The 25,772-nt window shown below is 65.4% G+C and carries 27 protein-coding genes; 16 read left to right on the top strand and 11 right to left on the bottom strand.

From position 1 onward, the window contains the following. Positions 1-51 precede the first annotated feature (51 nt). Positions 52-1,293 carry a DNA polymerase IV gene (gene dinB, locus RFA01S_RS04850; protein ID WP_052060524.1) on the top strand — a complete coding sequence of 414 codons (1,242 nt, stop codon included), beginning with the start codon at positions 52-54 and terminating at the stop codon, positions 1,291-1,293. Here dinB and RFA01S_RS04855 read toward each other — a convergent pair whose 3' ends face one another. After that, positions 1,294-2,691 (bottom strand): cytochrome P450, encoded by a 1,398-nt coding sequence (locus RFA01S_RS04855; RefSeq protein WP_032406557.1) that lies wholly within the window; start codon positions 2,689-2,691, stop codon positions 1,294-1,296. A gap of 95 nt (positions 2,692-2,786) precedes the next feature. Between RFA01S_RS04855 and RFA01S_RS04860 the strand changes: the two genes are divergently transcribed. From RFA01S_RS04860 to RFA01S_RS04870, 3 genes are all read left to right on the top strand, one after another. Further along, a complete protein-coding gene (locus RFA01S_RS04860; RefSeq protein ID WP_032406556.1) occupies positions 2,787-3,362 on the top strand; it encodes a TetR/AcrR family transcriptional regulator in 576 nt (191 codons plus the stop codon). A gap of 22 nt (positions 3,363-3,384) precedes the next feature. Then, the gene (locus RFA01S_RS04865) at positions 3,385-3,666 is read left to right on the top strand and encodes a DUF2277 domain-containing protein (RefSeq protein WP_032406555.1); all 282 of its coding nucleotides are present in this window, start codon (positions 3,385-3,387) and stop codon (positions 3,664-3,666) included. Positions 3,667-3,772: 106 nt separating this feature from the next. Further along, positions 3,773-4,465 carry a hypothetical protein gene (locus RFA01S_RS04870; protein ID WP_032406554.1) on the top strand — a complete coding sequence of 231 codons (693 nt, stop codon included), beginning with the start codon at positions 3,773-3,775 and terminating at the stop codon, positions 4,463-4,465. 17 nt (positions 4,466-4,482) lie between these two features. On the opposite strand, the gene RFA01S_RS04875 is transcribed toward RFA01S_RS04870, so the two are convergent. Beyond that, the gene (locus RFA01S_RS04875) at positions 4,483-5,646 is read right to left on the bottom strand and encodes a globin domain-containing protein (RefSeq protein WP_032406643.1); all 1,164 of its coding nucleotides are present in this window, start codon (positions 5,644-5,646) and stop codon (positions 4,483-4,485) included. A 173-nt stretch (positions 5,647-5,819) separates the two neighbouring features. Between RFA01S_RS04875 and clpB the strand changes: the two genes are divergently transcribed. From clpB to pyrE, 5 genes are all read left to right on the top strand, one after another. Continuing rightward, positions 5,820-8,366, top strand: a complete 2,547-nt coding sequence (gene clpB, locus RFA01S_RS04880; RefSeq protein WP_032406553.1) for an ATP-dependent chaperone ClpB — start codon at positions 5,820-5,822, stop codon at positions 8,364-8,366. A 103-nt stretch (positions 8,367-8,469) separates the two neighbouring features. Further along, positions 8,470-9,411: a DUF5666 domain-containing protein gene (locus RFA01S_RS04885; protein ID WP_052060523.1), complete on the top strand. Its 942-nt coding sequence runs from the start codon at positions 8,470-8,472 to the stop codon at positions 9,409-9,411. Positions 9,412-9,536: 125 nt separating this feature from the next. Beyond that, positions 9,537-10,490, top strand: a complete 954-nt coding sequence (locus RFA01S_RS04890; RefSeq protein WP_032382281.1) for a TtfA family protein — start codon at positions 9,537-9,539, stop codon at positions 10,488-10,490. Between the two features lie 57 nt (positions 10,491-10,547). Further along, entirely contained in the window at positions 10,548-11,123 is a 576-nt protein-coding gene (locus RFA01S_RS04895) for a LemA family protein (protein WP_032364932.1), read from the top strand. A gap of 102 nt (positions 11,124-11,225) precedes the next feature. After that, a complete protein-coding gene (gene pyrE / locus RFA01S_RS04900; protein ID WP_032406552.1) occupies positions 11,226-11,774 on the top strand; it encodes an orotate phosphoribosyltransferase in 549 nt (182 codons plus the stop codon). A 58-nt stretch (positions 11,775-11,832) separates the two neighbouring features. Here the strand turns inward: pyrE and RFA01S_RS04905 are convergent, their stop codons facing one another. From RFA01S_RS04905 to RFA01S_RS04925, 5 genes are all read right to left on the bottom strand, one after another. Next, positions 11,833-12,330, bottom strand: a complete 498-nt coding sequence (locus tag RFA01S_RS04905) for a class F sortase (protein ID WP_255283965.1) — start codon at positions 12,328-12,330, stop codon at positions 11,833-11,835. A 97-nt stretch (positions 12,331-12,427) separates the two neighbouring features. Beyond that, positions 12,428-14,275: a hypothetical protein gene (locus tag RFA01S_RS04910; protein ID WP_072692001.1), complete on the bottom strand. Its 1,848-nt coding sequence runs from the start codon at positions 14,273-14,275 to the stop codon at positions 12,428-12,430. A 271-nt stretch (positions 14,276-14,546) separates the two neighbouring features. Beyond that, positions 14,547-15,773: an MFS transporter gene (locus RFA01S_RS04915; protein WP_027494311.1), complete on the bottom strand. Its 1,227-nt coding sequence runs from the start codon at positions 15,771-15,773 to the stop codon at positions 14,547-14,549. Continuing rightward, the gene (locus RFA01S_RS04920; RefSeq protein WP_032364936.1) at positions 15,770-16,231 is read right to left on the bottom strand and encodes a MarR family winged helix-turn-helix transcriptional regulator; all 462 of its coding nucleotides are present in this window, start codon (positions 16,229-16,231) and stop codon (positions 15,770-15,772) included. Before RFA01S_RS04920 ends, RFA01S_RS04915 begins: the two co-directional genes overlap by 4 nt. Before the next feature lie 93 nt (positions 16,232-16,324). Continuing rightward, positions 16,325-16,924 carry an Rv1733c family protein gene (locus RFA01S_RS04925; RefSeq protein ID WP_048316526.1) on the bottom strand — a complete coding sequence of 200 codons (600 nt, stop codon included), beginning with the start codon at positions 16,922-16,924 and terminating at the stop codon, positions 16,325-16,327. A gap of 141 nt (positions 16,925-17,065) precedes the next feature. Between RFA01S_RS04925 and RFA01S_RS04930 the strand changes: the two genes are divergently transcribed. Then, complete coding sequence (locus RFA01S_RS04930; protein WP_052054760.1) at positions 17,066-17,761, top strand: lysoplasmalogenase family protein; 696 nt, start codon at positions 17,066-17,068, stop codon at positions 17,759-17,761. Here RFA01S_RS04930 and RFA01S_RS04935 read toward each other — a convergent pair. Continuing rightward, positions 17,688-18,137: a hypothetical protein gene (locus tag RFA01S_RS04935; RefSeq protein WP_032406550.1), complete on the bottom strand. Its 450-nt coding sequence runs from the start codon at positions 18,135-18,137 to the stop codon at positions 17,688-17,690. The two genes, RFA01S_RS04930 and RFA01S_RS04935, sit on opposite strands and share 74 nt — an antisense overlap. Before the next feature lie 90 nt (positions 18,138-18,227). Here RFA01S_RS04935 and RFA01S_RS04940 point away from each other — a divergent pair, with 90 nt between their 5' ends. The 4 genes from RFA01S_RS04940 to RFA01S_RS04955 all read left to right on the top strand — a co-directional run bounded on the left by RFA01S_RS04940 (position 18,228) and on the right by RFA01S_RS04955 (position 21,644). Next, positions 18,228-19,016, top strand: coding sequence for an SDR family oxidoreductase (locus RFA01S_RS04940; protein WP_027494308.1), 789 nt, complete (start codon positions 18,228-18,230; stop codon positions 19,014-19,016). An 86-nt stretch (positions 19,017-19,102) separates the two neighbouring features. Next, the gene (locus RFA01S_RS04945) at positions 19,103-19,765 is read left to right on the top strand and encodes a DUF6636 domain-containing protein (protein ID WP_370878753.1); all 663 of its coding nucleotides are present in this window, start codon (positions 19,103-19,105) and stop codon (positions 19,763-19,765) included. Further along, positions 19,762-20,445 carry a TrmH family RNA methyltransferase gene (locus RFA01S_RS04950; protein ID WP_052060522.1) on the top strand — a complete coding sequence of 228 codons (684 nt, stop codon included), beginning with the start codon at positions 19,762-19,764 and terminating at the stop codon, positions 20,443-20,445. The genes RFA01S_RS04945 and RFA01S_RS04950 overlap by 4 nt, the downstream gene beginning before the upstream one ends. A gap of 62 nt (positions 20,446-20,507) precedes the next feature. After that, a complete protein-coding gene (locus RFA01S_RS04955) occupies positions 20,508-21,644 on the top strand; it encodes a glycoside hydrolase family 76 protein (protein WP_032373679.1) in 1,137 nt (378 codons plus the stop codon). A gap of 83 nt (positions 21,645-21,727) precedes the next feature. Here the strand turns inward: RFA01S_RS04955 and RFA01S_RS04960 are convergent, their stop codons facing one another. After that, positions 21,728-22,393: a DedA family protein gene (locus tag RFA01S_RS04960; protein ID WP_027494304.1), complete on the bottom strand. Its 666-nt coding sequence runs from the start codon at positions 22,391-22,393 to the stop codon at positions 21,728-21,730. A 73-nt stretch (positions 22,394-22,466) separates the two neighbouring features. Continuing rightward, positions 22,467-23,207: a VTT domain-containing protein gene (locus RFA01S_RS04965; protein ID WP_371828753.1), complete on the bottom strand. Its 741-nt coding sequence runs from the start codon at positions 23,205-23,207 to the stop codon at positions 22,467-22,469. A 185-nt stretch (positions 23,208-23,392) separates the two neighbouring features. Between RFA01S_RS04965 and fbaA the strand changes: the two genes are divergently transcribed. Continuing rightward, positions 23,393-24,433: a class II fructose-bisphosphate aldolase gene (gene fbaA / locus RFA01S_RS04970; RefSeq protein WP_027494302.1), complete on the top strand. Its 1,041-nt coding sequence runs from the start codon at positions 23,393-23,395 to the stop codon at positions 24,431-24,433. A gap of 63 nt (positions 24,434-24,496) precedes the next feature. Here the strand turns inward: fbaA and RFA01S_RS04975 are convergent, their stop codons facing one another. Continuing rightward, positions 24,497-25,198, bottom strand: coding sequence for an Rv0361 family membrane protein (locus RFA01S_RS04975; protein ID WP_052060521.1), 702 nt, complete (start codon positions 25,196-25,198; stop codon positions 24,497-24,499). 148 nt (positions 25,199-25,346) lie between these two features. On the opposite strand from RFA01S_RS04975, the gene RFA01S_RS04980 reads away from it, so the two are divergent. Beyond that, the gene (locus RFA01S_RS04980; protein WP_032406638.1) at positions 25,347-25,763 is read left to right on the top strand and encodes a DUF3151 domain-containing protein; all 417 of its coding nucleotides are present in this window, start codon (positions 25,347-25,349) and stop codon (positions 25,761-25,763) included. The last annotated feature ends 9 nt before the right edge of the window (positions 25,764-25,772 follow it).

Below are 25,772 nucleotides of genomic sequence, written 5' to 3' on the forward strand. Positions count from 1 at the left end.
TGTTTTTCGGGCTCGATGCAGGTAACGGGGATGTCGGTGCCTCGTGGGAGCATGAAAAACGTGGAGTCGAGCGCCGAAAAGGCGAAGAGCGGGGAAGCGAGCATCATGCATGCCGATCTCGACTCCTTCTATGCCTCGGTGGAGCAGCGAGACGACCCGCGGCTGCGGGGAAAACCGGTGATCGTCGGCGGGGGAGTGGTACTCGCGGCCAGCTACGAGGCCAAGGCCTTCGGGGTACGCACCGCGATGAGCGGTGGGCAGGCGCGGGCGGTCTGTCCGCAGGCGATCGTCGTGCCGCCGCGTATGGAGGCGTACTCCCAGGCGAGCAAGGACGTGTTCGACGTCTTTCACGACACGACGCCGCTCGTCGAGGGAATCTCCATCGACGAGGCCTTTCTCGACGTCGGAGGCCTGCGCAAGATAGCGGGCAGCGCCCTCGACATAGGGCAGCAACTGCGCCGCGACGTCGCCGAACAGGTCGGGCTCCCGATCACCGTCGGGATTGCCACCACCAAGTTCCTGGCGAAGGTGGCCAGTGCTTTCGCCAAACCCGACGGGCTGCTGTTGGTGCCACCCGGTGGTGAACTCGACTTCCTGCACCCGCTGAACATCGAAAGGTTGTGGGGCGTCGGCAAGGTCACCGCCGAGAAGCTGCACGTACTCGACATCAGAACCGTGGGAGACATCGCGGCCTACGGCGAGAGATCGCTGGCCTCGGTGTTGGGAAAGGGCGCAGGAGCGCACCTGTACGCACTGGCCATGGGACGAGATCCGCGCCGCGTGCAGCCCGGAAAGTCGCGCAGTTCTATCGGTGCCCAGCGGGCCCTGGGCCGCGGGCGGCACGACGCGGCCGAGGTGGAGGCGTCGTTGATCGGCCTCGTCGATCGCGTCACGCACCGAATGCGGGGCGCGCAGCGGACCGGCCGAACCGTGATGTTGCGCTTGCGGTTTGCCGATTTCACTCGGGCCACCCGATCGCACACCCTCGATCGCGCCACCGCCGACACCCGGGACATCCTCGATGCCGCACTCGAGCTGCTGCACGAGGCGGCTCCGCTGATCGCGGAGAAGGGCATCACGCTGGTCGGGGTGACGGTCTCGAGCATCGACAGGGGTGGAGCCGAGCAACTGGAACTGCAGTTCGACGCCCCCTCGGTACGCAGACCACCCGAGGCGTCGGCTCTCGACCGTGCGTTGGACGGGGTGCACAAGAAGTTCGGGTCGACGTCGCTGACGCGCGGGGTACTGCTCGGACGAGACCCGGGGGTATCGGTACCGCTGCTGCCGGACTGACTACGTGCGCACCGTGGGCTGCACCCGAAAGCCCTCGGGCATCATGGTCAGCCGCTCCGTGACTTTAAGCCGATACGACGGGTCGGCCTGCAGGTCGAAGCGTTGCAGAACGGTTCCGAGAACCAGTACGGCCTCATGGATGGCGAATTGCCTTCCGATGCATGCTCTTTCACCCGTCCCGAATGGCTTGTACACGTGCGCCGGCCGGGCTTTGATACGAGCGGGCAGGAAGTTGTCGGGGTCGAATTTCTCCGGCCGATCGCCCCACACCGGATCTCGATGCAGTGCCGTCGCGAGCACGATCGCCCAGTCTCCTGCCGCCATGGGGTAGCCGTCGCCGATGACGGTGTCGGCTCGTGCGCCGCGTCCGAACGCGGGAACCGTCGGCCACAGACGCAGTGATTCGTCCAGGACTCGGCGAACGTACCGGAGTTTGGGGACCTGGCCGAACTCCGGTTTGTCGGTGCCCCAGATCTCGTCCACCTCGGCCCGGGCACGTTCGAAGACCTCGGGGTGGGTGGCCAGGAAGTACAGCGCGAAAGACAATGCACCAGAGGTGGTCTCGTGCCCGGCGATCAAGAACGTCAGAATCTGGTGGCCGATGTTGGCTTCGCTCAATGCATTCGGGTTGTCGGCCTCGCGCGCCGCGTCCATCATGATCTGCAGTAGGTCGGTGAAGTCCCCGTCGGACTGTCGACGAGTACGTACGACGTCGGTGAGTACCTCGGCCAGGTACTTCTTGTTCTGCTCGTATCGGCGGTCCGATCGGGCGAACAGCGGCGCGGCGAACGCCGGGATCGATACCAACGCCCGCCGTTGGTTGTACGTCAGTGCGCCGACCATCGCGGACACGAACGGGTGTGGTTCGGCGCGGGTGAACGAGCCGAAGCTGTAGCTGAATCCGGTGCGTCCGATGGTCTCGAGCGTCAGCTTCGTCATGTCCGAGGACACATCGGTCGTCGACGCGTCGCGCGAACGCTCGGTCCAGTGCTCGATCAGATCGTCCGCGACGTTCACCATGATGTCGTGGTAGCCCCGCATGGCTCCGGCGGTGAACGCCGGCCGCAGCAGATCGTGGGCCCGTTGCCAATTGGGCTCGTGGTTGTAGGCGGTGAACAGGCCGTCGGCACCGATGTCGCGGAGGCGCTCGACGCCCGGCGGCAGGAACTTCTCGAAGCGGCGTTCGTCGCACAGATCGCCGACCACGTCGGCACCCGAGGCGAAGACGAAGCGTTTGCCGAGGATGTGGCGCTCGAACATCGGTCCGAGCCGGGCGGCCAGAGCGGTCGAATCCTGGATCGGCGAGCGCGGGTCGACGCCGATGACGTCGCCCAGTATCGGCAACCGATACGGCGGATGCGGTAGTACGCCGTCTCGTAGTGCGAATTCCGTCGACATGGCCGCTCCTCAGTCCCCGAACCGACTCGTTGAACCGGTGTCAAATAGTGACCGTACTCACCGTTGAACTCGTGTCAAGTAAGGTTCGAAACCCCATGACCACACCTCGAAAACGCATGACACCGGAGCAGCGGCGTGCGCAGCTGATCGAGATCGGGTCGACCCTGTTCGCCGAACGTCCCTACGAGGACGTGTGGATCGAGGAAGTGGCAGACCTGGCCGGGGTCTCACGGGGTCTGATGTACCACTACTTCCCGTCCAAACGGGAGTTCTTCGTCGAGATCGTGCGCACCGAATCCGAGCGCAACCTCGCCGTCACCGCCCCGGACCCGTCGTTGCCGGTCCTCGAGCAAATAGCCGCCGGACTCGACGCCTACATCGCCTACACCGACGAGCATGCGCACGGCGTCCGAGCGGTCAATCGAGGCGCGCTGCTCGGAGACGACCGCATCAACGACATTCTGACGCGCGAGTTCGACATCCAGCAGCAACGCATTCTCGACGCGCTGCCGGACGAGTTCCACGACGACGAGACGATCCGGGCCGCGCTCCGCGGGTGGGTGGCATTCGTCCGCGCGGTCTGTCACGACTGGGTGGAGCGCAGGACTCTGAAGAGGGAACAGGTTCGCGAGCTGTGTCTGAAGGCGATCGCAGGTCTTCTCGAGGTGTGACCTGCGGGTCTATCGTCGGGGAATGTGCCGAAACATCACCACCCTGCGGGGATTGGAACCACACGCCACCGACGACGAGATCGAGGCTGCGGCGCGTCAGTACGCCCGCAAGATCAGCGGAGTGCAGAAGACGTCCGACGCCACCCGTGACGCGTTCGAGACGGCAGTCGCCGAGGTGACGGCCACGACGCATCGGCTGCTCGACGCCCTGCCGGACCGGCGGCAGCCACCTCCGACGGTGCCTCCGCTCAGGCGTCCGGAAGTGCAGGCGCGGATTGCCGCCAAGGCGGCTGCCGGGGCCTGACGCGCGCTAGCAGACCACTGCATCGAATGGATGGTTTTCCGCAGAATCGGACGCGCGATCGGGGTCGAGGGTGGCAAACTGGTCGAGTCAGGCGAAGGGGGTGACGATGACCGATCGACGACGACGACGCACGTTCGATTCCCGAGACGGTGACGCCGAGGTCGCCGAGCCGCTGCTGCGAGCGGTGTTGTCCTACGCGCCCCGCGACGAGTCCCCGATGCCCCATCCTTCCGAGGGCATCACCTTGCGGGCCGAGAACGGATCCGGTTCGATCCGCCTGGAATTGGCCATCGCCGACGATCTCGGGGTAGGCGTACCGGGACCGTTCGGATCCAGATTCTACGAATGTGGATCGTTCGAAGTAGTTGTGCCGCAACGAGACCCACGCGAGGGTGCGTTGTTGATGATTCACCTGCTCGAAGCCAAGGCTCCGCATCGATTCGAGTTCACCGCATCCATGCCTGCGTGCTGGGCGTTACGGCTCGAGCGAGACGGTTCCGTATCGGTGCTCGACAGCACCGGCGACGCAGTGATATTCATCGGCCGCCCTTGGGCTTTCGACTCCGACCTGCACCCGGTGCACGTGTACTACACCATCGAGAACGGCCTGTTGGTGCAGAATGTCGGAGCTACCTCCGACACCGGATACCCCATCCTCGTCGACCCCGATCCCGAGGCGATCATCACCGGAGACGGCAGACTCGTCACCGAGAGCTGGACACCGCGGCTGGTCGTCGGTGGCATCGTCGAGGACCTCCCGCCGCGGTCGATCTCCGGTCGAAAGATCATTCCCGGCTGAAAAGTGTTGTAGCGCAGTCAGAACGGATCGTGCTGAATGTGCTCCATCGGCGTACCGACCTTGCGCAGTGCATACAGCGTGGTGCGCACCATCGACGGCGATCCACAGATCTGAATCTGCCGATCGGCCCACGAGCCGAACCGGGTCACCACCTTGCCCACCGGGCCGTGCAGCCGATGATGCATGCCCCACGGGAGTTCGCGCGTCGGACCCGAGTGCCACCACGGATCCTCGAGCTCCTCGGTCACCGGCACCACCGTCAACCACGGATTCGACAACGACAGCTGCCACAGCGTGTCCAAGTCGTAGAGATCGCACGGATACGTCCCACTGACGAACAGGTGCACCCGCGGATTGGTGCTGCGCTGGGCCATCTCCATCACCTGCGCGCGCAACGGTGCCAAACCGGTGCCCCCGGCGATCATCAGCACGTCCTCGCCGATCGTGCGATCGACGTGCATGCCGCCCAGCGGCGGGCTGATCAGCCAACGGTCGCCGACAGTCGTTTCGGTGACCATCGCCGGTGATACCCAGCCCCCGGATACGCGTCGAACATGGAACTCGATCTCGCCGTAGGGGTTGCTGGGAATGGCAGGGGACAGGTAGCGCCACAGTTTGGGCCGCTGCGGAATCTGCACACTGACGTACTGGCCGGGGAAGTACGGAATCTCCCCGTCGGTCTTCAGTCGCACCACGGCCAGGTCGTCGAGCAGGCGGTGATGTTCGACGACCGTCGCGCTCCAATACGGGGGCAGTTCGTCGTTGTCGGCGGCGGCGGCCATTGCGTTGCTGACCACGGTGAGGGCATCTCGCCAGGCGGTCTCGACCTCGTCGGTCCACATCTCGGTGCCGGCGAAGCTCCGGAAGGCGCTGATCAGCGCCGAACTCCCCGCCCGGAAATGTGCCCCGGAAATTCCGTGCTTGCGGTGGTCCCGGCCCAGCTGTTCGAGGAACGGCTCGACGCGGTCGGCGTCGTCCAGATTGTCGAAGATGTACCCCAGTGCCAGGACGAAATGCTCGCGCAATGCGTCCATCGATGCCGGGAACAGGGAACGGAAGTCGGGATACTCGGCGAAAAGGTGAGCGTAGAACGACCGGGACAGCCGTTCGGGACCGTTCGGTGCAGCCGCTACCGACTTGAATCCGGTGCGGACCAGGGAGACCGTGCGTGCGTCGAGCAACCTCCACCCCCACCGATTGACACCTTCGACCGTCACCAAAGTAGACCGATCGAGACTTTCGCGCATCAGGGCATTGCGTACGAAAAGAATCAAGGTTGAGCGGAACAGACTCAACTTGTCTATGGTTGTACCCAGCGACACGCTCGAACCCCACACTGGAAAGAAGGTGACCGGTGGACAGTTTCACTCCCACCACGAAGTCGCAGGCAGCACTTTCGGCTGCCCTGCAGGCCGCATCCGCGGCCGGTAACCCGGATATTCGTCCGGCACATTTGTTGGTGGCGTTGCTCGATCAGACCGACGGCATCGCCACACCATTGCTGAAGGCCGTCGGCGTCGACCCCGCAACGGTGCGTCGAGAAGCGCAGAACCTCGTCGATCGCCTGCCCTCGGCATCCGGTTCGACCACCACTCCGCAACTCGGCCGTGAAACCCTCGCCGCGATCACCGCAGCGCAGCACCTGGCCACCGAACTGGACGACGAGTTCGTCTCCACCGAACACCTCATGGTGGGTCTCGCGACCGGAAACGACGACGTCGCCAAGCTCCTGTCCGGCCATGGTGCAGGAGCCAACGAGCTGCGCGACGCGTTCCAGGCGGTCCGCGGCAGTGCCCGCGTCACCAGCGCGGATCCGGAGAACACCTACCAGGCGCTGGAGAAGTACAGCACCGACCTGACGGCGCTCGCCCGAGAAGGCAAGCTCGATCCCGTCATCGGTCGCGACACCGAAATCAGGCGTGTCGTCCAGGTGCTGTCCCGGCGAACCAAGAACAACCCCGTTCTGATCGGTGAACCCGGTGTCGGCAAGACCGCCATCGTCGAAGGACTCGCGCAACGCGTCATCGCCGGCGACGTACCCGAAAGCCTGCGAGGCAAGACCGTCGTATCCCTCGATCTCGGTTCGATGGTCGCCGGCGCGAAGTTCCGCGGTGAGTTCGAGGAGCGGCTCAAGGCCGTGCTCGACGACATCAAGAACTCCGCCGGTCAGGTCATCACGTTCATCGACGAGCTGCACACCATCGTGGGCGCGGGAGCCACCGGCGACTCGGCGATGGACGCGGGCAACATGATCAAGCCGATGCTTGCTCGCGGCGAGCTCCGACTCGTCGGCGCGACCACCCTCAAGGAGTACCGCAAGTACATCGAGAAGGACGCCGCCCTCGAACGCCGCTTCCAGCAGGTCTACGTCGGGGAGCCGTCGGTCGAAGACACCGTCGGCATCCTGCGCGGACTCAAGGAACGCTACGAGGTGCACCACGGCGTCCGCATCACGGACTCCGCCCTGGTGGCCGCCGCGACCCTCAGCGACCGGTACATCACGGCCCGGTTCCTGCCGGACAAGGCCATCGACCTCGTCGACGAGGCTGCATCACGTCTGCGCATGGAGATCGACTCGCGCCCCGTCGAGATCGACGAGGTGGAACGAGCCGTCCGTCGCCTCGAGATCGAGGAGATGGCCCTGGCCAAGGAGACCGACGACGCATCGAAGGCCCGGCTGGACAAGCTGCGTCAGGAACTCGCCGACCTACGGGAGAAGCTGGCCGAACTCAGCACGCGGTGGCAGAACGAGAAGAACGCCATCGACTCGGTGCGGGCGCTCAAGGAAGAACTCGAGAACCTGCGCGGAGAATCCGATCGTGCCGAACGCGACGGTGATCTCGGCAAGGCCGCCGAACTGAGGTACGGCCGGATCCCGACCCTGGAGAAGGAACTCGCGGCCAAGACCGAGGACTCACCTGCCCAGGGCGACGTGATGCTCAAGGAGGAGGTAGGCCCGGACGACGTCGCCGACGTGGTGGCGGCGTGGACCGGAATTCCGGCCGGCCGAATGCTGGAAGGCGAGACCGCCAAGCTGCTGCGGATGGAAGACGAACTCGGCAAGCGAGTCGTCGGACAGAAAGATGCAGTGCAAGCGGTGTCCGACGCCGTCCGACGGGCCCGCGCCGGGGTGGCCGACCCGAACCGTCCGACGGGCTCGTTCCTGTTCCTCGGACCCACCGGCGTCGGTAAGACCGAGCTCGCGAAAGCGTTGGCGGAGTTCCTCTTCGACGACGAACGCGCGATGGTGCGCATCGACATGAGTGAGTACAGCGAGAAGCACGCCGTGGCCAGACTCGTCGGTGCCCCTCCGGGCTACGTCGGCTACGAGGCCGGCGGCCAGCTGACCGAGGCGGTACGCAGGCGTCCGTACACGGTGGTGCTTTTCGACGAGGTGGAGAAGGCACACCCGGATGTGTTCGACATCCTGCTGGCCGTGCTCGACGAGGGCAGGCTCACCGACGGCCAGGGCCGCACGGTCGACTTCCGCAACACGATCCTGATCCTCACCTCGAACCTCGGTGCCGGCGGTACCAAGGACGAAGTGATGGACGCGGTGCGGCGCTCGTTCAAGCCCGAGTTCGTCAACCGGCTCGACGACGTCGTCGTGTTCGACGCACTGTCGGAGGACCAGCTCGAGTCGATCGTCGACATCCAGCTCGGCTTCCTCGCGAACCGTCTGGCAGCTCGTCGACTGACTCTCGACGTGTCGTCGCCGGCCAAGATGTGGCTGGCCGTACGCGGTTACGACCCGCTGTACGGTGCTCGACCGCTTCGCCGACTGATTCAGCAGGCAATCGGCGACCAGCTGGCGAAGCTCCTCCTCGCCGGTGACGTGCACGACGGCGACGTGGTGCCCGTGAACGTCAGCCCCGACGGCGAACGGCTCATCCTCGGCTAGCGCCCGAGCCGGCAACCAGCCCGAGCAGGCCCGCACGAACGTCTCGTGCGGGCCTGCTGTCGGTAGCCACTGTCGACGTTCTCGGCGTGGGTACCCTCGTGGAATGACAGATCCGGACGACCCGCGAGCACCTAGAGATCGCGATCAGGACGCGGCGCAGCAGCCGGAGTCATCCCAGCCGACCCAGGACTATGGGCACCCAGGTGCCCAGCAGTACCCGGACGCCCAGCAGTACCCGGACGCCCAGCAGTACCCGGATGCCCAGCAGTATCCGGGCGCTCAGCCGACGGAGGCGTATCCGACCCAGGCCTACGGCAACCCCGACCCGCAGGCGTACCCACCGGGCTACCAGCCGACGCAGGCGTTCCCGCCCTTCGACCCGGCGCAGCAGGCGGCCGCGAACCAGGCCTACGGACAGGCCCCGGGATACGACACCCAGCAATACGGTCACACCCAGCAGTACGGTCACACCCTGCAGTTCGGACAACCACAGCAGTTCGGGGGCACCCAGCAGTTCGGGGGTGCGCCGCCGCCGCAGGAGCCGAACAGCGTCGATTCCGGCAGTAAGGGGCCCCGTCCGTGGGTTCTGGCGCTGATCGGGCTCGTTGTGCTCGTCATCGTCGTCTCGTTCGGGATTGCGTTTCTGAGCGGAGGGCGCGACGAACCGGGCACCACCGCCGCGGCACCGTCCACCTCCATCCGGCCCTCGCCGTCCAGCGCGCCCACGACCACGCCGCGGCCCACGGAATCGGGTGCGACAACCACACCCGAGCTCATCCCGGGCGGCATTCCCGAGATCCTCGGCCAGCTCGGCTCGTCGGTGGGAACGATCAACGCCAACGACGGTTCGACTCTGACGCTCGACGGCCTCGACGGCGCTCCGGTCACAGTGCAGACCACACCGCAGACCCAGATAATTTCGTTGTCCGGTCGCGATCTCGCGTCGTTGGCCGTCGGCGCTTTCGTCGTGGTGCAGGGCGAGGCCGTCGAGAACGGAATCATCCGTGCGAACGTCATCATCGAGACCCCCAAGCTCGGAGGGTAAGGCGGGAGTGGAGCCTGCGGAATGACCCGCAGCTCTCCGTGCGGCTCCTATGACCGTTCACAGGAGTCGGCGGCCGTGGACGGGCGCGAGGTGGAAGTCGATTAAGGTGGTTCGCGATGACGGCAATGTGGTTCGGCCTGGCGGTAATTGCACTCGTGGGCGCAGCAGCGCTGCTCTACATCGACCGATCCAAGCGAGATCGATCCGGTCGGGTACGGCAGATGTGGGCCAAGGCCCAGGGGTACGAGTACCGACCCCACGACCGAGAGCTGGTCACCCAGTTCTCGCGCGCCGCGCTGTCCAAGCCCGAGTTCGATGTGGCTCTCGGCGTCGTCACCGGAGTTCGGCGTGGTGAGGAGTTCGTACTCTTCGACGTCGAGGAGACGGGCACCATCGTGGCCGTGCAGCGTTCTGTCGGCTCCGACGTCGATATCGACCTGAGGCCCCGCTCGACGCCACCTCCGCGCGACGAGGACATGCAACTGCTCGGGTCCATCGGACCGCGAGTGGTGTTCGCCACCGACGTCGACATCGCTCGTCGTGTCTGTGACCAGCGGATGGCGGCGTTCACCGAGTCGATTCCCGAGAATCTGCAGCTGTTGTGGAGTGAACAGGACTGGACTCTCGGATCGATGCCCCTGACCAGCTCGGGGCGCGATTGGGATGCCGCGATCGATGCGGTGGCGCGACTGTCGGGGATGCTGCACGTTCTGCCGCCGGTCCGCGGTAGCGCCGTGTACGGCTCGCGTCCGGGCGGCGGCGAGTCCGTTCGTGATCGAAGCGATCCGGGTCGACCGTTGGTGCAGGAACCGCGCGTCGGGCCGCCCCGCAACCAGCAGTCCGGGAACGTCCCGCCGCGCGGTGTGGAGCCGCGCAGTGTCGAGCCTCGCGGTGTGGAGACGAGAAGTCCTGCTGCCGATTCTCGTCCGCAGGAGGCGACTCGACGGCCGAGTCCACCGAGGCCGGATCAGAGCGGACCGCAGGCCACGCGATCGGTGAATCCGGTGCGACCGGTGCCGCGTCCGCCCGTGTCCCGTCCGATTCCGTTCGATGCGGATCGGCGACGCAACCAACCCTGATCATTCTCGGGCGTGCCTACCGGCCTCGGCGGCTGGGCACCGTTAAATTCGTACCTCGTGACGGTTTTCTCGGGCGTTGTGGTCCTCGTGCTGGTACTCGTCGTTCTCGGTTACGTCCTGAGTGTGGTGCGCCGCCTCGCGCGGTACCGCGGTCTGGCCGAGCAGAGCGCACGGCTCGTCGACATCGAGCTCGAGCGTCGATACGAGCAACTGCAACCGTTTCTGACTGCGGCCGAGTCGGCGGACCTGTCGGGCGACCTGCTGCGTCAGCTCGCCGGAGCGCGTTCGTGGTCCAAGGCAGTCCGTGATCGCGGACTGGGCCTGCAGGCGCAGGCTGCCGCCGAGAACGCTCTGTCCGCCGCCTTCCATGCGGTTCTCGACGACGCCGAAGCGCGCCGCAGTGTCGTCGGCAACTGGGCGTTCCAGGGGCCGGCCGGCGACCTGACGGTCACCGAGAAGCGGATTGCCGGCGCGGTGCGGGTGTACAACGACACGGCGTATCAGCTGTCCGAGGCCGTCGGATCGTTCCCCTCGTCGCTGGTCGCGAAGGCTCGATCGGTGACCGCGCCCGAACCGTTCGTCGAAACCAAGGAGTCCCTGGACGAGCACCGCGCCGCCGAGGTCGCCGCGTAGGGGAGCGCTGCGCCCAGTACCCGGGTGCGGGTGGTCGAGAATCTCGGTGGGTAAGTTCGTACCGACCCGACCGCCTCATGGCACGACGAGAGGAACCCGAACATGGCTGACAGCGCTGCGAATTCGGACAGGCAGGAACTGGCCGATCTGGTGAAAGAGCTCGCCGTCGTGCACGGGAAGGTGACGTTGTCCTCGGGCAAGGAAGCCGACTACTACGTGGATCTGCGTCGGGCGACCCTCCATCATCGCGCAGGTGCATTGATCGGTTCGCTGATGCGCGAACTCGTCGCCGACTGGGATTTCGCGTCGGTCGGCGGTTTGACGATGGGCGCAGATCCCGTCGCGATGGCGATCATGCACGCGCAGGGCCGGCCGATCGACGCATTCGTGGTGCGCAAGGCAGCGAAGGCGCACGGCATGCAGCGTCAGATCGAGGGACCGGACATCGTCGGCAAACGTGTTCTCGTAGTGGAAGATACGACGACGACCGGCAATTCGCCCCTGACCGCAGTTCGAGCCCTGCGCGACGCGGGCGCGACGGTGGTCGGGGTCGCCACAGTCGTGGATCGGGCGACGGGTGCGGACGATGTCATCGCCGCCGAAGGGCTGGTATACCGATCACTGCTGGGCTTGGCAGACCTCGGTCTGTAGCCACTGTCGCGGCCGGACCGGGGGCCCGGCCGCGACAGTGATTGTCTACAAGCCTGTTTCAGCGAATCAACTGCGCGACGACGACGAAGTTGTCGTCGGTCGGCTCGCCGCCTTGAACGTCGCAGTTGGCCAGGATCAATCGACCGGGCACCGATTTGCGGAGTTCGTTGTCCGCCAACAGTGATCCCTTCGGCAGGGGTCCTACGGTTTCGACTGCGTACTCCACAGTGCCGTTGGCCGTGCGTAATACGACGGTGTCTCCCGGTGCCACCACCCGGAGTGCCTTGAACGGGGCGTCCCGCTTCGAATAGTTGTGTCCGGCAACAACTACCGTCTGCTCGGTCGAGGTGCCCGGCATGCCACTCTCGGCCCACCAGGCCGGTAGTTCGTCCACCGGGTTCAGCACCTGCCCGCTTTCCCCGCCGCGATAGAGGGGGTCCGGATGAATGGGACTGCTCAGATAGGTCGACCCGTCCGCCGAGCGCAGCTCGATGTACTCCGGTCGAGAGGGGGCGACATCGCCCGTCGGTGCAGCCCCCGAGATCTGTGACTGCACCGGCGAACGATCGGGTGCGGCGATCCCGACTTCGTCACTCGCACAACCTGATACGAGAAGAACGAACGTCAGGATCGCCGTCCACAGCCAGCGGGTGTTACGAGGTGGCATCGGTGGAGCTGCGGCGACGCAGGTAGAACGCGCCACCGGCAGCTGCGACGACGACCACGCCGACACCGGCCAGGATCACCGGGGTGTTCGACGAGCTGTCCGAAGCGCCCGACGCCTCGTTCGAGGAATCGCCGAGTGCCAGATCGACCGGCGGGAGCTCTCCGGCCACGCTGACGACGCCGTTGTCGTCGGTGGTGAAGTAGTCCGCGACGGTGAAGGATCCGTCCTCGTTCTTCACGCCGACGAGCGAGACTCCGGTCTTGTCGACGACGACGGTGTTCTCGTCGACCTCGGTGACGGGTACGTCTTCCTTCACGGTGTTGCCGAGGTTGATGGTCCACTCGAACTTCGGTCCGCTGGCTGCCAATTCGGCTGCCTCGGCCTTGAGATCGGCCTCGGCCTTCGCCTTGGCGTCGGCTTCGGTCTTGGCGGCCGTTGCGGCGTCCTGAGCCGTCTTCAGCGTGGCTGCTGCCTCCGTGGCCTTGGTCTTGGCGGTCGCGGCTGCGTCGGTCTTGGCCTGCAGGTCGGCGTTCGCCGTCTCGACGGCCGTATTCGCCGTCACCAGTGCCGCTGCGGCTGCGTCGGCCTTGGCCTGCAACTCAGCGACATCGGCGTCCGACGGCGCGGAATCGAGTGCAGCCTGGGCAGCGGTTGCCGCCTCGGCCTTGGCGTCGGCGTCGGCCTTCGCTGCGTCGGCGGCAGTGCGGGCGTCGGCTGCGGCCTTCTCGGATGCAGTGTCTTCACCTGCGGCGGCCTCGGCTGCGGCTTCGAGGTTCTTCGCGTTCTGCTCGGCCACTGCGGCCACTGCGGCAGCGGTCTGAGCCTCGATGTTCAGTGCCAGCGACTTCGCGGCAGTGGCAGCGGCAGCGCGAACTGCAGCGGTCACCTTGGCGAGGTTGAAGTTCTTGAACGAATCCTGAACAGCGGTAACGGAATCCGCGAGCGCCTTGTTCGATGCGTCGGCTTCGACCTTGGCGGTGGCGGCGAGTTCGGCCTTCGCGTCGGCGTCTGCGCGAGCCGCCTCGGCTGCGGCGGTGGCCTCGGGGTCGCCCGAGACGGCTGCGGCTTCGAGCTCCTTCGCCTTCGCCTCTGCCTCGGCTGCGACTGTTGCAGCGCTGTCGGCGGCGGCCTTGGTTTCGTCGGCCTTGGTCTTCAGTTCGGCAGCGGTGTTCTTCGCTGCGGTGACCGCTGCGCTCGCTGCTGCGCTCTCGACCTTGGCGTTCGAGGCGGCCGTGACGGCGGCCTTGGCCTTGACGTCTGCCTCGGCAGCAGCAACCTCTGCCTTGGTGGCGTCGGTGCTCGCGGTGGCCTCGGCTGCCTTGGCCGTCTCGAGTCGTACCTGGGCGGCAGCCGATGCGGCTGCGGCTTCCTTGCTGGCGGCCTCGGCGTCGGCGATCGCCTTCTTCTCGGCGTCGGACAACTGCGGAATGACGTCGAGATTGACTGTGGCCGTGCCGTCTTCGTTGAACACGACGCCGCCGGTGATCTGCGGCAGTGGACGAACGGCGGAGGGGGCTTCGGGTGTCGGGACTGCGGCTGCGGCGGCCGCGGCTGCGTCCTCGGACGTGACGGCCGGGACAGGAGCGTCGATCTGTCCTTCGGCTGTTGCGGTGCCCGATCCTTCTACTGCGGCACCCTGTTGGCCTGTGGGAGCGGCGGGTTCGACGCCTTCGGATTCTTCGCCCGCCGGTGCTTGAACCTCGGAGCTTTCCGGCGTACTGGGATCCTGAGCACTGGCGATTCCCGGTGCGGCGATGGACAGGGACAGTGCCATGGCGGCCCCGGCTGCGGCGAGGCGCGCCTTCTTGGACCTGGCGATCGACTTCTGCGACATGGAGATTGTGGCCCTTCGGTCAGTGGCAGCAGTGAGCTGCGCGCACCCGTCCTCCCACGCGGAACGAGTGTTGTTGGTGAGTCACACGAACAACCGTGATGACGTGACCGTAAACCAACCGGACGGTACATCGAACCGAAAAGTCCTTTACTGAGGTATTGGTTACCAAAGTGTTACTGATGAGACGGATGTGACGAATGAGGCCATTGATACACGCCGACGGCCGAAAGCGATGCTCTCGGCCGTCGGATCCAGCGGTTGATCGAAAGGCTCAGTCGCCTACTGTCACCGCGCGGGCCTCGTCGATGCTGTGCGGTGCCGGCTCGTGTTCGTCCACGTGAGCGAGGACTTTCCGGCCGCTCGCAAGGACGACGATGGCCAGGGCCGTGCAGGCCGCGCCGACCCAGAACGGGACGTGCATGTTGGATTCACCGAGCTTGCCGGCCAGGTAGGGAGCGGCGGCACCGCCGGTGAAGCGGACGAAGCTGTAGGCCGCCGACGCGGTCGAGCGCTCCACCGGCGCCGAGATCATGACGGTCTCGGTGATCAGAGTGTTGTTGACGCCCAGGAAGAGGCCGGCCACGACGGTTCCGACGATCAGGACGGTCTTGTTCTCGGTGAACATCGCCATGACGCCGAGGTCGACGGCGAAGAGCAGGAGCGAGAGCATCATCATGTTCAGCGTTCCGTAGGCCCGCTGGAGTCTCGGTGCGATGAACACCGATGCCACGGCCAGGCAGAGGCCCCAGCCGAAGAAGATGAAACCGATCGAGTAGGTACCCATGTCCAGGGGGAACGGGGTGTACGCCAGCAGGGTGAAGAAGCCGTAGTTGTAGAGCAGTGCGGTGATGCCGACGGTCAGCAGTCCGCGGTGTCGCAGTGCCCGGAACGGATCGAGGATCGACGTGGTGTGCGCGGGCTTGGGGGTGTCCGGGAGCATGACGATCAGCAGGATGAATGCGATGGCCATCAGTACCGCGACGCCGAAGAACGGTCCGCGCCAGCTGAATCCGCCGAGTAGGCCGCCGACCAGCGGGCCGGTTGCGATTCCGATGCCCAGTGCGGCCTCGTAGAGGATGATCGCGCGGGCGACGCCGCCGGATGCTGCGCCGACGATGGTCGAGAGCGCCGTGGCGATGAACAGGGCGTTGCCCAGTCCCCAGCCGGCGCGGAATCCGATGATCTCGCCGACGGAACCGGACATGCCGGCGAGGGCGGCGAAGACCACGATGACGGCCAGGCCGGCCAGCAGTGTGCGCTTGGGCCCGAATCGGCTGGACACGACGCCGGTTATCAGCATCGCGACGCCGGTGACGAGCATGTAGCTGGTGAACAGCAGCGACACCTGGGACGGCGAGGCGTGCAGTTGTTCGCCGATCGGCTTGAGGATCGGGTCGACCAGACCGATGCCCATGAAGGCGATGACGCTGGCGAACGCGACGGCCCACACGGCGCGCGGTTGCTTCAGCAGGCTGTCGGGGGAGGTGCTGGTGGTCACGAAAGAGTTCCTCTCTTTTCGCGATCGACGGGTTCGAGGATGCTGCGAAGCTCGCTCAGGCCGTCGGTCAATTTCTGGATTTGTTCCGGGTCTCGGTCGGACAGGTACGGGACGAGTCCGTCGACGATGTGACGGCGACTCGCGGCGAGCCACCGATGGCCGGCCTCGGTCATCTCGACAAGCACGGCCCGCGAGTCGTCGGGGTCGGACGTCTTGGTCACCAGGCCGTTCTTGCCCAACTTCGCGAGCAGTGCCGTGGCCGAGGGCTGCGAGCATCGGTCCAACTCGGCGAAGGTGCTGATGCGCAGGGGCTGATACTCCTCGAGCAGCGACAGTGCCCGCATCCACGCTCTGGGCCATTCGTCGCTGCCGAATCGGGCAGCCAAGCGAACGAAGCGTGACGAACTGGTGACCAGCTCCGAGACCAGATCTTTGAGGTCGTCGTGGGAATGGCTCACCGGTTTATTGTTGCATACACTAACTATATATCGCAATGCGAGGCTCACCTGCCGTTGAAATCGGGTGGGGTGAGCTCGGGGAGTGAGAGCGGATCAGTGTCGACTCAGTAGATCGGCGATCTCGCGATCCCACTCGGCGTTTCGGCGCCCGTCATATCGGAAGCGCATGACGTAGTAGAAGCCGATCAGCGCAGTGGCCGCCAGGATCCAACTTCCGACAGCACTGAAGATCGCGGCAGCGACGACATCCGACGAGGTCAGTGGCCGCAGGCTCAGCTCGCCGGCGTCGTTCACCCAGATCTGAGCGGTCGTACCGACCGGCGACCCGGTGTCGACGCTGACGCGGCCGGTGTGCTCGACGCCTCGGTAGACCCACTGCGAGGGAACGGCCGTCACGGCGGCACCGTTGGTGGAGTCGAAGCTGGTCGCGGCAGTCGGTGCCACGGTTGCGACATCGGTCGTGGTGGCCGTCACCTGGTGGATCGACGTGCGCTGCTCGTCGAGTCGTTGCTGCTGCTCGGAGTAGGCACCGGTGCCGATCCACAGCGAGAACGGCACCATGACGATCAACAGGGTGACGACCCAGCGCTTGATCTGTGCCTGGCGGAGGTCGCAGTCGCGGAGAAGCGGATTGGGGTAGCCGGCGACCTCGTCACCTGCGATGCGAGTGTGCCCGGTGAGTTTGCGGCGCATGATGGTCCCCAGTGCTTTCGAAAATGATCCGACCGACCTGTCCACGATGCCCACGCTCACTGCGAGTATCAAGCGATAGGGGTCAGGGTCACATGTGACGGTCGTTATGACGGATTCGCCCCGGAAAGGTCGGAAGTGAACATCGATCGGGTGGGATATGCCCGCGTTGCCGCGTCGGTAGCAGGTGCGGTGACAGTGCTCGGGGCGTGGACGGGCTCGGCACGGCTGCAGAAGATTGCCAAGCCGCTGATCGTTCCTGCATTGGCCACCGCTCTCGATCCAGCACACGACCGGGTGCTGGCGACGGGTCTGGTCGCAGCCACCATCGGCGACGTGCTGTTGATCGACCCGGACGACGACTCGGCGCTCGAACTCGGTGCCACGGCATTCGGAGTTATGCAGAGTTGCTACACGTTTCTGCTGTGGCGTCGTGGTGCGCGACCGGTTCTGCTGGACGCCGTTCCGCGATACGCGGGCTGGCTGGCCGCGTCGATCCTGCTGGCTCGACGCCAACCGGCGGTCGCCCCGACCCTGTCGGCCTACGGCGGCGTGCTCGCGACGACGTCGACGTTGTCTGCGCGGTCGGTCTCGCGTGGGGGTGACCGCAGGCTCGTCGTGGGCGGCATCCTGTTCACGGTGTCCGACGCGCTGATCGTCCACCGACGGTTGTTCCTCACCGACGAACGGCAGCGCCGCACGGCGGAGGCGGTGATCCTGTCCACGTACGTGGCCGCTCAGATGTTGCTCGTCGACGCCCTGGCCACTACTCGTCGACGCCGTGACGGGGAAGCAGCAGAACCCGCTCTCGATGGGCCGGGTCCACTCGAACGGCGATGACCGTGCCCGGCTCGAAGTGTGCGGTGTCGGCTCGGGGAATGCCGTAGACGATCTTGCCGAAGTAGCTGCTCGAGCCCGGCACGGTGAACTCCAGGTCCAGCTCGGCGGTGTCGTCGTCGATGCGCCGGATCGCGTCCACCGTCGCCCACCCCTCGACGCCGTGTTCGATCAGATCCTTCTGCTCGCGCGTGGGGCGTCCGGCGATCATCATGGCCAGGCCGAGGGCCGCGCCGAATCCGGCCACCAGGGCTGCCAACTGGTACGGCAATGTGCCGGGCGGGGTCTTGTCCACGAGCCAGCCGATCCAGACTGTCAGCACTATCGAATAGCCGATCGCCACGACGACGACGGCTCGCACGATCCTCGAGTCGTTCACTTCGGTACTCCTGTGCCGTCGGGAGACGGCGTTCGATCGATCGGAGATTGGGGGTTACTCGTAAGTAGGGTTACATGTACGGTGATCGATGTGACTCGACCAACTGTCTTCATCTCAGGTGCCGCGGCCGGCATCGGCCGTGCAACGGCACTCAAGTTCGCTGCCAACGGTTACCTCGTCGGTGCGTACGACATCGACGAGACCGGTTTGGCGTCACTCGGCAAGGAAGCTGCTTCGCTCAGCGGTCGGGTGTTCACCGGTACTTTGGATGTAACCAACTCCGACCAGTGGGAAACCCGGTTGAAGGAGTTCGTTGCCGAGGGTGACGGTCGACTCGACATCCTGATCAACAATGCCGGGATCCTCGCTGCAGGGGCCTTCGAAGACATGCCGCTCTCGGTACATCGCCGCCAGATCGATATCAACGTCAACGGCGTCGTCTACGGCACCCACGCTGCATTCCCATACCTCAGGGACACCCCGGGCGCGCAGGTCGTCAACCTGTGCTCGGCCTCGGCCATCTACGGTCAGCCCGAGTTGGTGACGTACGGCGCATCCAAATTCGCGGTACGTGGCATCACCGAGGCGTTGGATCTCGAATGGAGCAAGTACGACATCGCGGTCAAGGCCATGTGGCCGCTGTTCGTCCAGACGGCGATGACCGAGAAGATCTCGACGGGCACCACGAGTTCGTTGGGCATCAAGCTCACCGTCAAAGATGTGTCCGACGCGATCTTCGACGCCACCCGTCCGGTGAAGCGTCGGTTGCACAAGGTGCATTTCCCGGTCGGACTGCCCTCCAAGGCACTCTCGCTCGGTTCACGGTTCTCGCCTGCGTGGCTCACCCGTGAAGTCAACCGCCGTCTGAGCCACACCTAGAACGCCGCACCGGACGATGCCGGCGCTGCGCCGGTATCGTCTGTCTTTCGAGCAGTAGGTGTCGAAAGGTGGGTCGGGTTTTCTTCATGCTGAGCACGGTGCGGTCGAGCAGGACAAGACAATTCGGGACAGTGCGATTCGGAACGGTGCGGGCGTGGGCGGTCGCTGTCGGGATCGGGTCGGCGCTCGTACTCACCGGCTGCAGTAGCGAGTCGGCTGCGCAAGCGCCGCCTCCGTCGTCGACCACCACCCCCGTGCCGACCACCACGACGACGGCGCCGACCACGACTCCGCCGCCGGTGACGACCACGTCGGAAGCGCCGCCGCCCCCGCCGGTCGAACCACCCCCACCGGTCGCGGAGCCGCAGACGACCTATGCCGCGATCGGCGGGGCCTATTACTTCACCTCGCCCGACGGACTGTTCCAATGCGGCATCGTGCCGCTGTCGAGTCGCACCGAGGCCGGGTGTCAAGGTACGACCACCCCGGTCCCGCCGCGGCCCGACGACTGCATGATCAACTGGGGCAACGGTATTCGCGTGACCAACGACGGTCCCGCGGCATTCATGTGTTCCGGGGGAGTGGTGTACACCTCGGGTGGCGAGTCGATGGATCCGCCGCTGGCTGTCGGTGCGACCATCGCCGAGGGTGGCTACACCTGCACCTCGGCCGAGAACGGAATCTCGTGCGCGAACGACGCCACCGGTCACGGATTCCGGATCGCGCCCGACAGTAACGAAATCTATTGAGCGAGAACGAGATCGATGGCCAACCGGCCGAAGCCGGTCCCACCGAATGGGGTGAGAACCCGAACGGCGTCGGCCCGTGGTCGGACACCCACGACCAGCCGCCGCCCGACGACCCGCGACTGGACCCCGAACTGCTCGCCGCCGGTGATCGACGCAATGTCGTCGACGCATATCGATACTGGCGACGCGAGGCCATAGTCGCCGACATCGACACGCGCCGTCATTCACTGCACGTCGCCATCGAGAACTTCGCGAACGACGCGAACATCGGCACGGTGGTGCGCACGGCCAACGCCTTCGCCGCGCAGGCGGTGCACATCGTCGGGCGGCGTCGATGGAACCGTCGCGGCGCGATGGTCACCGACCGGTACCAACACATTCACCACCACGATTCGGTGGAGGCGCTGATGGCGTTCGCCGAGGACCAGGGACTCGTCGTCGTCGCCGTCGACAACACCCCGGGCTCGGTGCCGATCGAAACGGCAGAATTGCCGCGCAACTGCCTGCTGCTGTTCGGTCAGGAGGGTCCCGGCGTCTCCGATAGTGCGCGGGAGTCCGCGTCCATGACGGTCTCGATCGCGCAGTTCGGGTCGACACGCAGCATCAATGCCGGTGTTGCGGCCGGGATTGCGATGCACTCGTGGATTCGTCGCCACGCCGATCTCGATACCGCATGGTGAGGACAGGGCATTACCAGGACGGGATGTAACGGTTCGGCAACGGTAGTGGCAGGATTGCGGGTATGCAGGAGTTGTGGTCGCAGCGTGCCGACGCTGCGGAGGGGGCCGTCGTCGCACGGCACATGCGTCGGCTGTGGGGACTGCCCGGTACGGCGCTCGGAGTCGTCGCGTGGCCGCCCGTCAAGCATGAGCGTGCCTTCCTGCGCTGGCACTACTGGTGGCAGGCACACCTGCTCGACTGCGCAGTGGATGCCGCCGACCGCGAACTCACCACAAAACGTCGACGACGCCTGACGAAGATCACCCGCGCGCACCGCACCCGAAACCTCACCGGCTGGACCAACAACTACTACGACGACATGGCCTGGCTCGGGTTGGCCCTGGAACGTGCGCAGCGTCAGCACTTCGTCGGAAATCGCAGCGGCATCCAGCAGATAGAGATGGAACTGTTCGACGCCTGGGCTCCGGCCGAAGGCGGCGGCATCCCGTGGCGCAAGAAATCCGACTTCTACAACGCGCCTGCCAACGGCCCGGCCGCGATCATGCTCGCCCGCACCGGTCGGCTCTGGCGGGCCCAGGAGATGTCGGACTGGATGGACCGCACCCTGCGTGACTCGCGCACCGGATTGATCCTCGACGGCATGCATTCCACCCGCGCCCTCGTCGACGCGGGCAAGTCCGGCGAGGTCGAACGCGCGATCTACAGCTACTGCCAGGGCGTCGCACTCGGCCTGGAAACCGAACTCGCACTCCGTCTCGGCGAGCCGAGGCACGCGCAGCGCGTCCACGCGCTGGTCGACGCCGTCGAGAACCACCTCACCCGCAACCTCGTCATCACCGGCGGCGGCGGGGGAGACGGGGGCCTGTTCAACCCGATTCTCGCGCGCTACCTCGCATTGGTGGCCACCGAACTACCCGGCGACACCGACGCCGACGACCGGGCACGAGAGGTCGCCGCTGCAATCGTCCTCGCCTCGGCCGAGGCCGCGTGGGAGAACAGACTCGAAGTGGAGGACAACCCACTGTTCGGTGCCGACTGGACCCGCGAAGCACGATTCCCGGGGCAGGGCCTGCACATCGCTACCTTCGCCGAGGGAACGGTCCGACCGTCCGAGGTGCCCGAACGCGACCTGTCCGTGCAACTCGGTGGCTGGATGCTCATGGAAGCGGCCTACCGCGTCTGTGCTGCTGGATTCTAGGTCGTTCCGCAGGCTGCACTCCCGCGGTTTCTAGGTCGTTCCGCAGGCTGCACTCCCGCTGGTTTTTAAATCGCTCCGGGCTACTACTCGACAACCTCGTCGACGACGATCGTCTCTTCGGGACGCGCCATTTCCTTGCGGTATTGCCAGATGCCCAGACCCGTTCCGACGACCAGCAGCACGATCATGCTGATCAGCACCGCGGGCATCAGCCACGGGATGCGTTGGATGAACGAGCCGAAGTAGAAGCCGACGAGCAGCAGCACCGGTGCCCAGATGATTGCGCCCAGAGTGCTGGCGATGGTGTAGCGACGGTGATCCATCTTCGCCGCCCCGGCGACCATCGGGCACAGCGTGCGCACCCACGGGATCCAACGTGCGACGAGAACCGCCCAGAATCCGTGCTTTTCCAGCAGCAGATTGACCTTGTGCAGGTTCTTGGTGTTGAGGTACTTGCCGTTCTTGCGGGCCACCAGCGTCGAACCGGTTCGGTGGCCGATCATGTATCCCACCTGGTTGCCCGCGATCGCCGCAACCATCGCACCGACCGAGAGAGCCCAGATGTGGCCGGTGCCCGACGCGTGCGTCGCCATGACGATGCCCGCCGTGATAAGCATCGAGTCACCGGGTAGGAACAGGCCGATGATCACCGCGCATTCGATGAACACGAATGCCATCACGATCACCCACACGACCAGCGGACCTGCCGACTGCAGCGGTCCGAAACTGCCGACGGCCTCGGTGGACACGGTCTGCAGTGCGGTGGCGGTCAATGCTGTGGCGCTCAGTGACACGGGCTCGATCGCTTTCGGAATTTCTCGATCAGGACTTGGAGTCCGGGGCGTCGGCTTCGATCGCGTCGGCTGCTTCCCCGAGTGGAGTCTTGCGGGCCTTGATCATGCGCTTGCCGACCTCGATCACGATGGGCAGTACGGACACGGCGACGATCAGCAGGAAGATGATGTCGACGTGGTCGCGGATGAACGCGATCTGTCCGAGCAGGTACCCCAGAACCGTGACACCCGCGCCCCACAGGATGCCGCCGACGACGTTGTACGTCAGGAACAGCGAGTACTTCATGTGCGACGCACCGGCGACGACCGGCGCGAACGTCCGCACGATGGGTACGAATCTCGCCAGGATGATCGTGATCGGGCCGTGCTTCTCGAAGAAGACGTGCGACTCGTCGATGTACTTCTTCTTGAAGAACCGGGCGTCGTTGCTCTTGAAAAGGGCAGCACCGCCCTTGGTGCCGATGAGGAAACCGACCTGGTCGCCGAGGATCGCCGCGATGGGAATCAGGATGACCAGCGTCCAGATGGACGCGAACGGCTCGATCTCGGTGGACTTCGACGCCGCGATCAGGCCGGCTGTGAAGAGCAACGAGTCGCCGGGCAGCAGCGGGAACAGCAGGCCCGACTCGATGAACACCACCAGCAGCAGACCGATCAGGACCCAGTGACCGAAGGAATTGAGCAGGTTCACCGGATCGAGGAAACCGGGCAACAGGGCCAGATTCGTCGTCACCGATTCCGAAGCAGCAAGAAGACTCACCGCGCCCACACTACCGGCCGAAACCGGCAACTCCTGAACAGTCGGTGTCGGCCGACCGTGAACTCGATGGCCTGTTCGGCACCCCTCGACGGACAACCACCCGGGAGGGACGTGAGCGGGTACGCACGACACCGAGCCCGGAGGTTGCCATACTGCACAGGACACAATCGAACTTTCAATGGAGGAATGACGCCGTGCCTATCGCAACTCCCGAGGTCTACGCCGAGATGCTGGGCCGGGCGAAGGAACACAAGTTCGCCTTCCCGGCAATCAACTGTGTGGGTTCCGAGTCCATCAACGCCGCCATCAAAGGCTTCGCCGACGCGGGTAGCGACGGCATCATCCAGTTCTCGACCGGCGGCGCAGAATTCGGCTCCGGCCTGGGTGTGAAGAGCATGGTCACCGGCGCTGTCGCTCTCGCCGAGTTCGCCCACGTCGTGGCCGCCGAATACGACGTCACGATCGCGCTGCACACCGACCACTGCCCCAAGGACAAGCTGGACACCTACGTGCGTCCGCTGCTCGCGATCTCGCAGGAGCGCGTCGACGCCGGCAAGAACCCGCTGTTCCAGTCGCACATGTGGGACGGATCGGCTGTGCCGATCGACGAGAACCTGGAGATTGCGAAGGATCTGCTGGCTCGTGCTGCGGCCGCGAAGATCATCCTGGAGATCGAAATCGGTGTCGTCGGCGGCGAGGAAGACGGCGTCGAGGCAGAAATCAACGACAAGCTGTACACGTCGAACGAGGACTTCCTCAAGACCGTCGAGGCACTCGGTGCCGGAGACGCCGGCTCGCGCTACCTGCTGGCGGCGACGTTCGGCAACGTGCACGGCGTCTACAAGCCGGGCAACGTCAAGCTCAAGCCGTCCGTTCTCGCCGACGGTCAGCGTGTGGCCAGCGAGAAGCTCGGCCTGGCATCGGGCTCGAAGCCGTTCGACTTCGTCTTCCACGGCGGATCGGGCTCGGCGAAGAGCGAAATCGAAGAGGCGCTCGAGTACGGAACGGTGAAGATGAACGTCGACACCGATACCCAGTACGCATTCAGCCGCCCGATCGCCGGACACTTCTTCTCCAACTACGACGGTGTGCTCAAGATCGACGGCGAGGTGGGCAACAAGAAGGCCTACGACCCGCGCAGCTACCTCAAGAAGGCAGAAGCCGGAATGACGGCCCGTGTGATCGAGGCCTGCAACGACCTGAAGTCGGCCGGACGCAGCGTCAGCGCCGGATAAGCGGCTGCGCCCCATGTGAGCGGAACCTCGTAGCCCACTACGAAGTTCCACTCACATGGGTACTCAGCTGCACACCTTCCACTGATCGCCGTCGAGGCTCAGGTCGAAGGTGCGCGGCGAGCGATCGTTCGGGTTGGCGTCCGTGTGGGCGATGACCTGAGCGATCGCCGTGGTGTCGTCGGTGACCTGGATGGCGTCGATGCTGTCGACGGTCGGGATGTTGCCCTGCTCCACGGACACCCGATGCACGTCGGCGAACTCCGTGTCCGGGATGTCGCGATAGAACGTCGCCAGGTCTCCGCAGGACGTGCTGCGCAGCGTGGCCAGATCTCCAGCGGCCAGCGCCCTGGTGAACGACTCGACCGTCGTGCGAATCTGCGCTTCCGGGGAGTCCTCGACGCTCGTGCGGTCGATCAGCAGGTACGCACCGGCGGCCACTGCCGCGATCACGACTACCGCGGCCACCAGAGCCGCCCACCACTTCTTGTGACTCGGTTTGTTCGGTTCCGCAGCCGGCGGTCCGACGCGGCGTGGTCCGACCTGCTGCGGCCGAGCCTGCTGCGGTTCGATCTTTCTGGGCGCGATCTTCTGAGGCGCAATCTTCTGGGGCTCGGCTTTTCGAGGCGCAGCTACCGGCGAATCGGCTTCAGGTGCAGCGATCTTCTCGGTGGGGGCGTCCGTCGATTCGTCGGCCGGCTTCTTCTTGTTCAGGTCGATCTTGGTCGTGTCGGCCTCGGGGGTCGCATTGTTCTTCTCGTCCGACATGCGTTCTCCCTCGTTCACCGAATTCCTCGAAAGCTGTAAGGCCGAAATTTCGTCAGCTGGCAGCCTATCGACCGCGTGTGCAGCGCAGCGTGAGCGCCGCCGGGGGTGTTCGGACACGATTGGGTGACGTAGGGGCACAATGAGCGCCATGACTTCTTTCGGTGATCTGCTCGGACCTCAACCAACGCTGTTGCCCGGCGACGACGAGGCCGAATCCGCACTGCTGAATCACGAGGCTCCCGAGACGGTTGCTGCGGCCCATCCGACGGCGTCGATCGCGTGGGCGTATCTCGCCGAGGCCGCTCTCGAACCGGGTGCCACCATCACCGCGTACGCCTATGCGCGTACCGGTTATCACCGAGGTCTGGACCAGTTGCGTCGTAACGGATGGAAGGGATTCGGGCCGGTCCCGTACAGCCATGAGCCCAACCGCGGATTCCTCCGATGCGTCGCAGTCCTCGCCAAAGCCGCCCGCGACATCGGCGAGCACGACGAGTACGCCCGCTGCCTCGACCTCCTCGAAGACTGTGACCCCAAAGCAGCGGAAGCGCTCGGCCTGGGCTGATCGGGCCCG

It is taken from the genome of Rhodococcoides fascians NBRC 12155 = LMG 3623 (assembly GCF_001894785.1).
In the GTDB taxonomy this organism is placed as follows: domain Bacteria; phylum Actinomycetota; class Actinomycetes; order Mycobacteriales; family Mycobacteriaceae; genus Rhodococcoides; species Rhodococcoides fascians.

Excerpts from the sequence above, each read along its gene's own strand:
- dinB (WP_052060524.1), top strand. The coding sequence starts at position 52 with ATGAAAAACGTGGAGTCGAGCGCCGAAAAGGCGAAGAGCGGGGAAGCG.
- RFA01S_RS04855 (WP_032406557.1), bottom strand. The coding sequence starts at position 2,691 with ATGTCGACGGAATTCGCACTACGAGACGGCGTACTACCGCATCCGCCG.
- RFA01S_RS04860 (WP_032406556.1), top strand. The coding sequence starts at position 2,787 with ATGACCACACCTCGAAAACGCATGACACCGGAGCAGCGGCGTGCGCAG.
- RFA01S_RS04865 (WP_032406555.1), top strand. The coding sequence starts at position 3,385 with ATGTGCCGAAACATCACCACCCTGCGGGGATTGGAACCACACGCCACC.
- RFA01S_RS04870 (WP_032406554.1), top strand. The coding sequence starts at position 3,773 with ATGACCGATCGACGACGACGACGCACGTTCGATTCCCGAGACGGTGAC.
- RFA01S_RS04885 (WP_052060523.1), top strand. The coding sequence starts at position 8,470 with ATGACAGATCCGGACGACCCGCGAGCACCTAGAGATCGCGATCAGGAC.
- RFA01S_RS04890 (WP_032382281.1), top strand. The coding sequence starts at position 9,537 with ATGTGGTTCGGCCTGGCGGTAATTGCACTCGTGGGCGCAGCAGCGCTG.
- pyrE (WP_032406552.1), top strand. The coding sequence starts at position 11,226 with ATGGCTGACAGCGCTGCGAATTCGGACAGGCAGGAACTGGCCGATCTG.
- RFA01S_RS04910 (WP_072692001.1), bottom strand. The coding sequence starts at position 14,275 with ATGTCGCAGAAGTCGATCGCCAGGTCCAAGAAGGCGCGCCTCGCCGCA.
- RFA01S_RS04925 (WP_048316526.1), bottom strand. The coding sequence starts at position 16,924 with ATGCGCCGCAAACTCACCGGGCACACTCGCATCGCAGGTGACGAGGTC.
- RFA01S_RS04945 (WP_370878753.1), top strand. The coding sequence starts at position 19,103 with ATGCTGAGCACGGTGCGGTCGAGCAGGACAAGACAATTCGGGACAGTG.
- RFA01S_RS04955 (WP_032373679.1), top strand. The coding sequence starts at position 20,508 with ATGCAGGAGTTGTGGTCGCAGCGTGCCGACGCTGCGGAGGGGGCCGTC.
- RFA01S_RS04975 (WP_052060521.1), bottom strand. The coding sequence starts at position 25,198 with ATGTCGGACGAGAAGAACAATGCGACCCCCGAGGCCGACACGACCAAG.
- RFA01S_RS04980 (WP_032406638.1), top strand. The coding sequence starts at position 25,347 with ATGACTTCTTTCGGTGATCTGCTCGGACCTCAACCAACGCTGTTGCCC.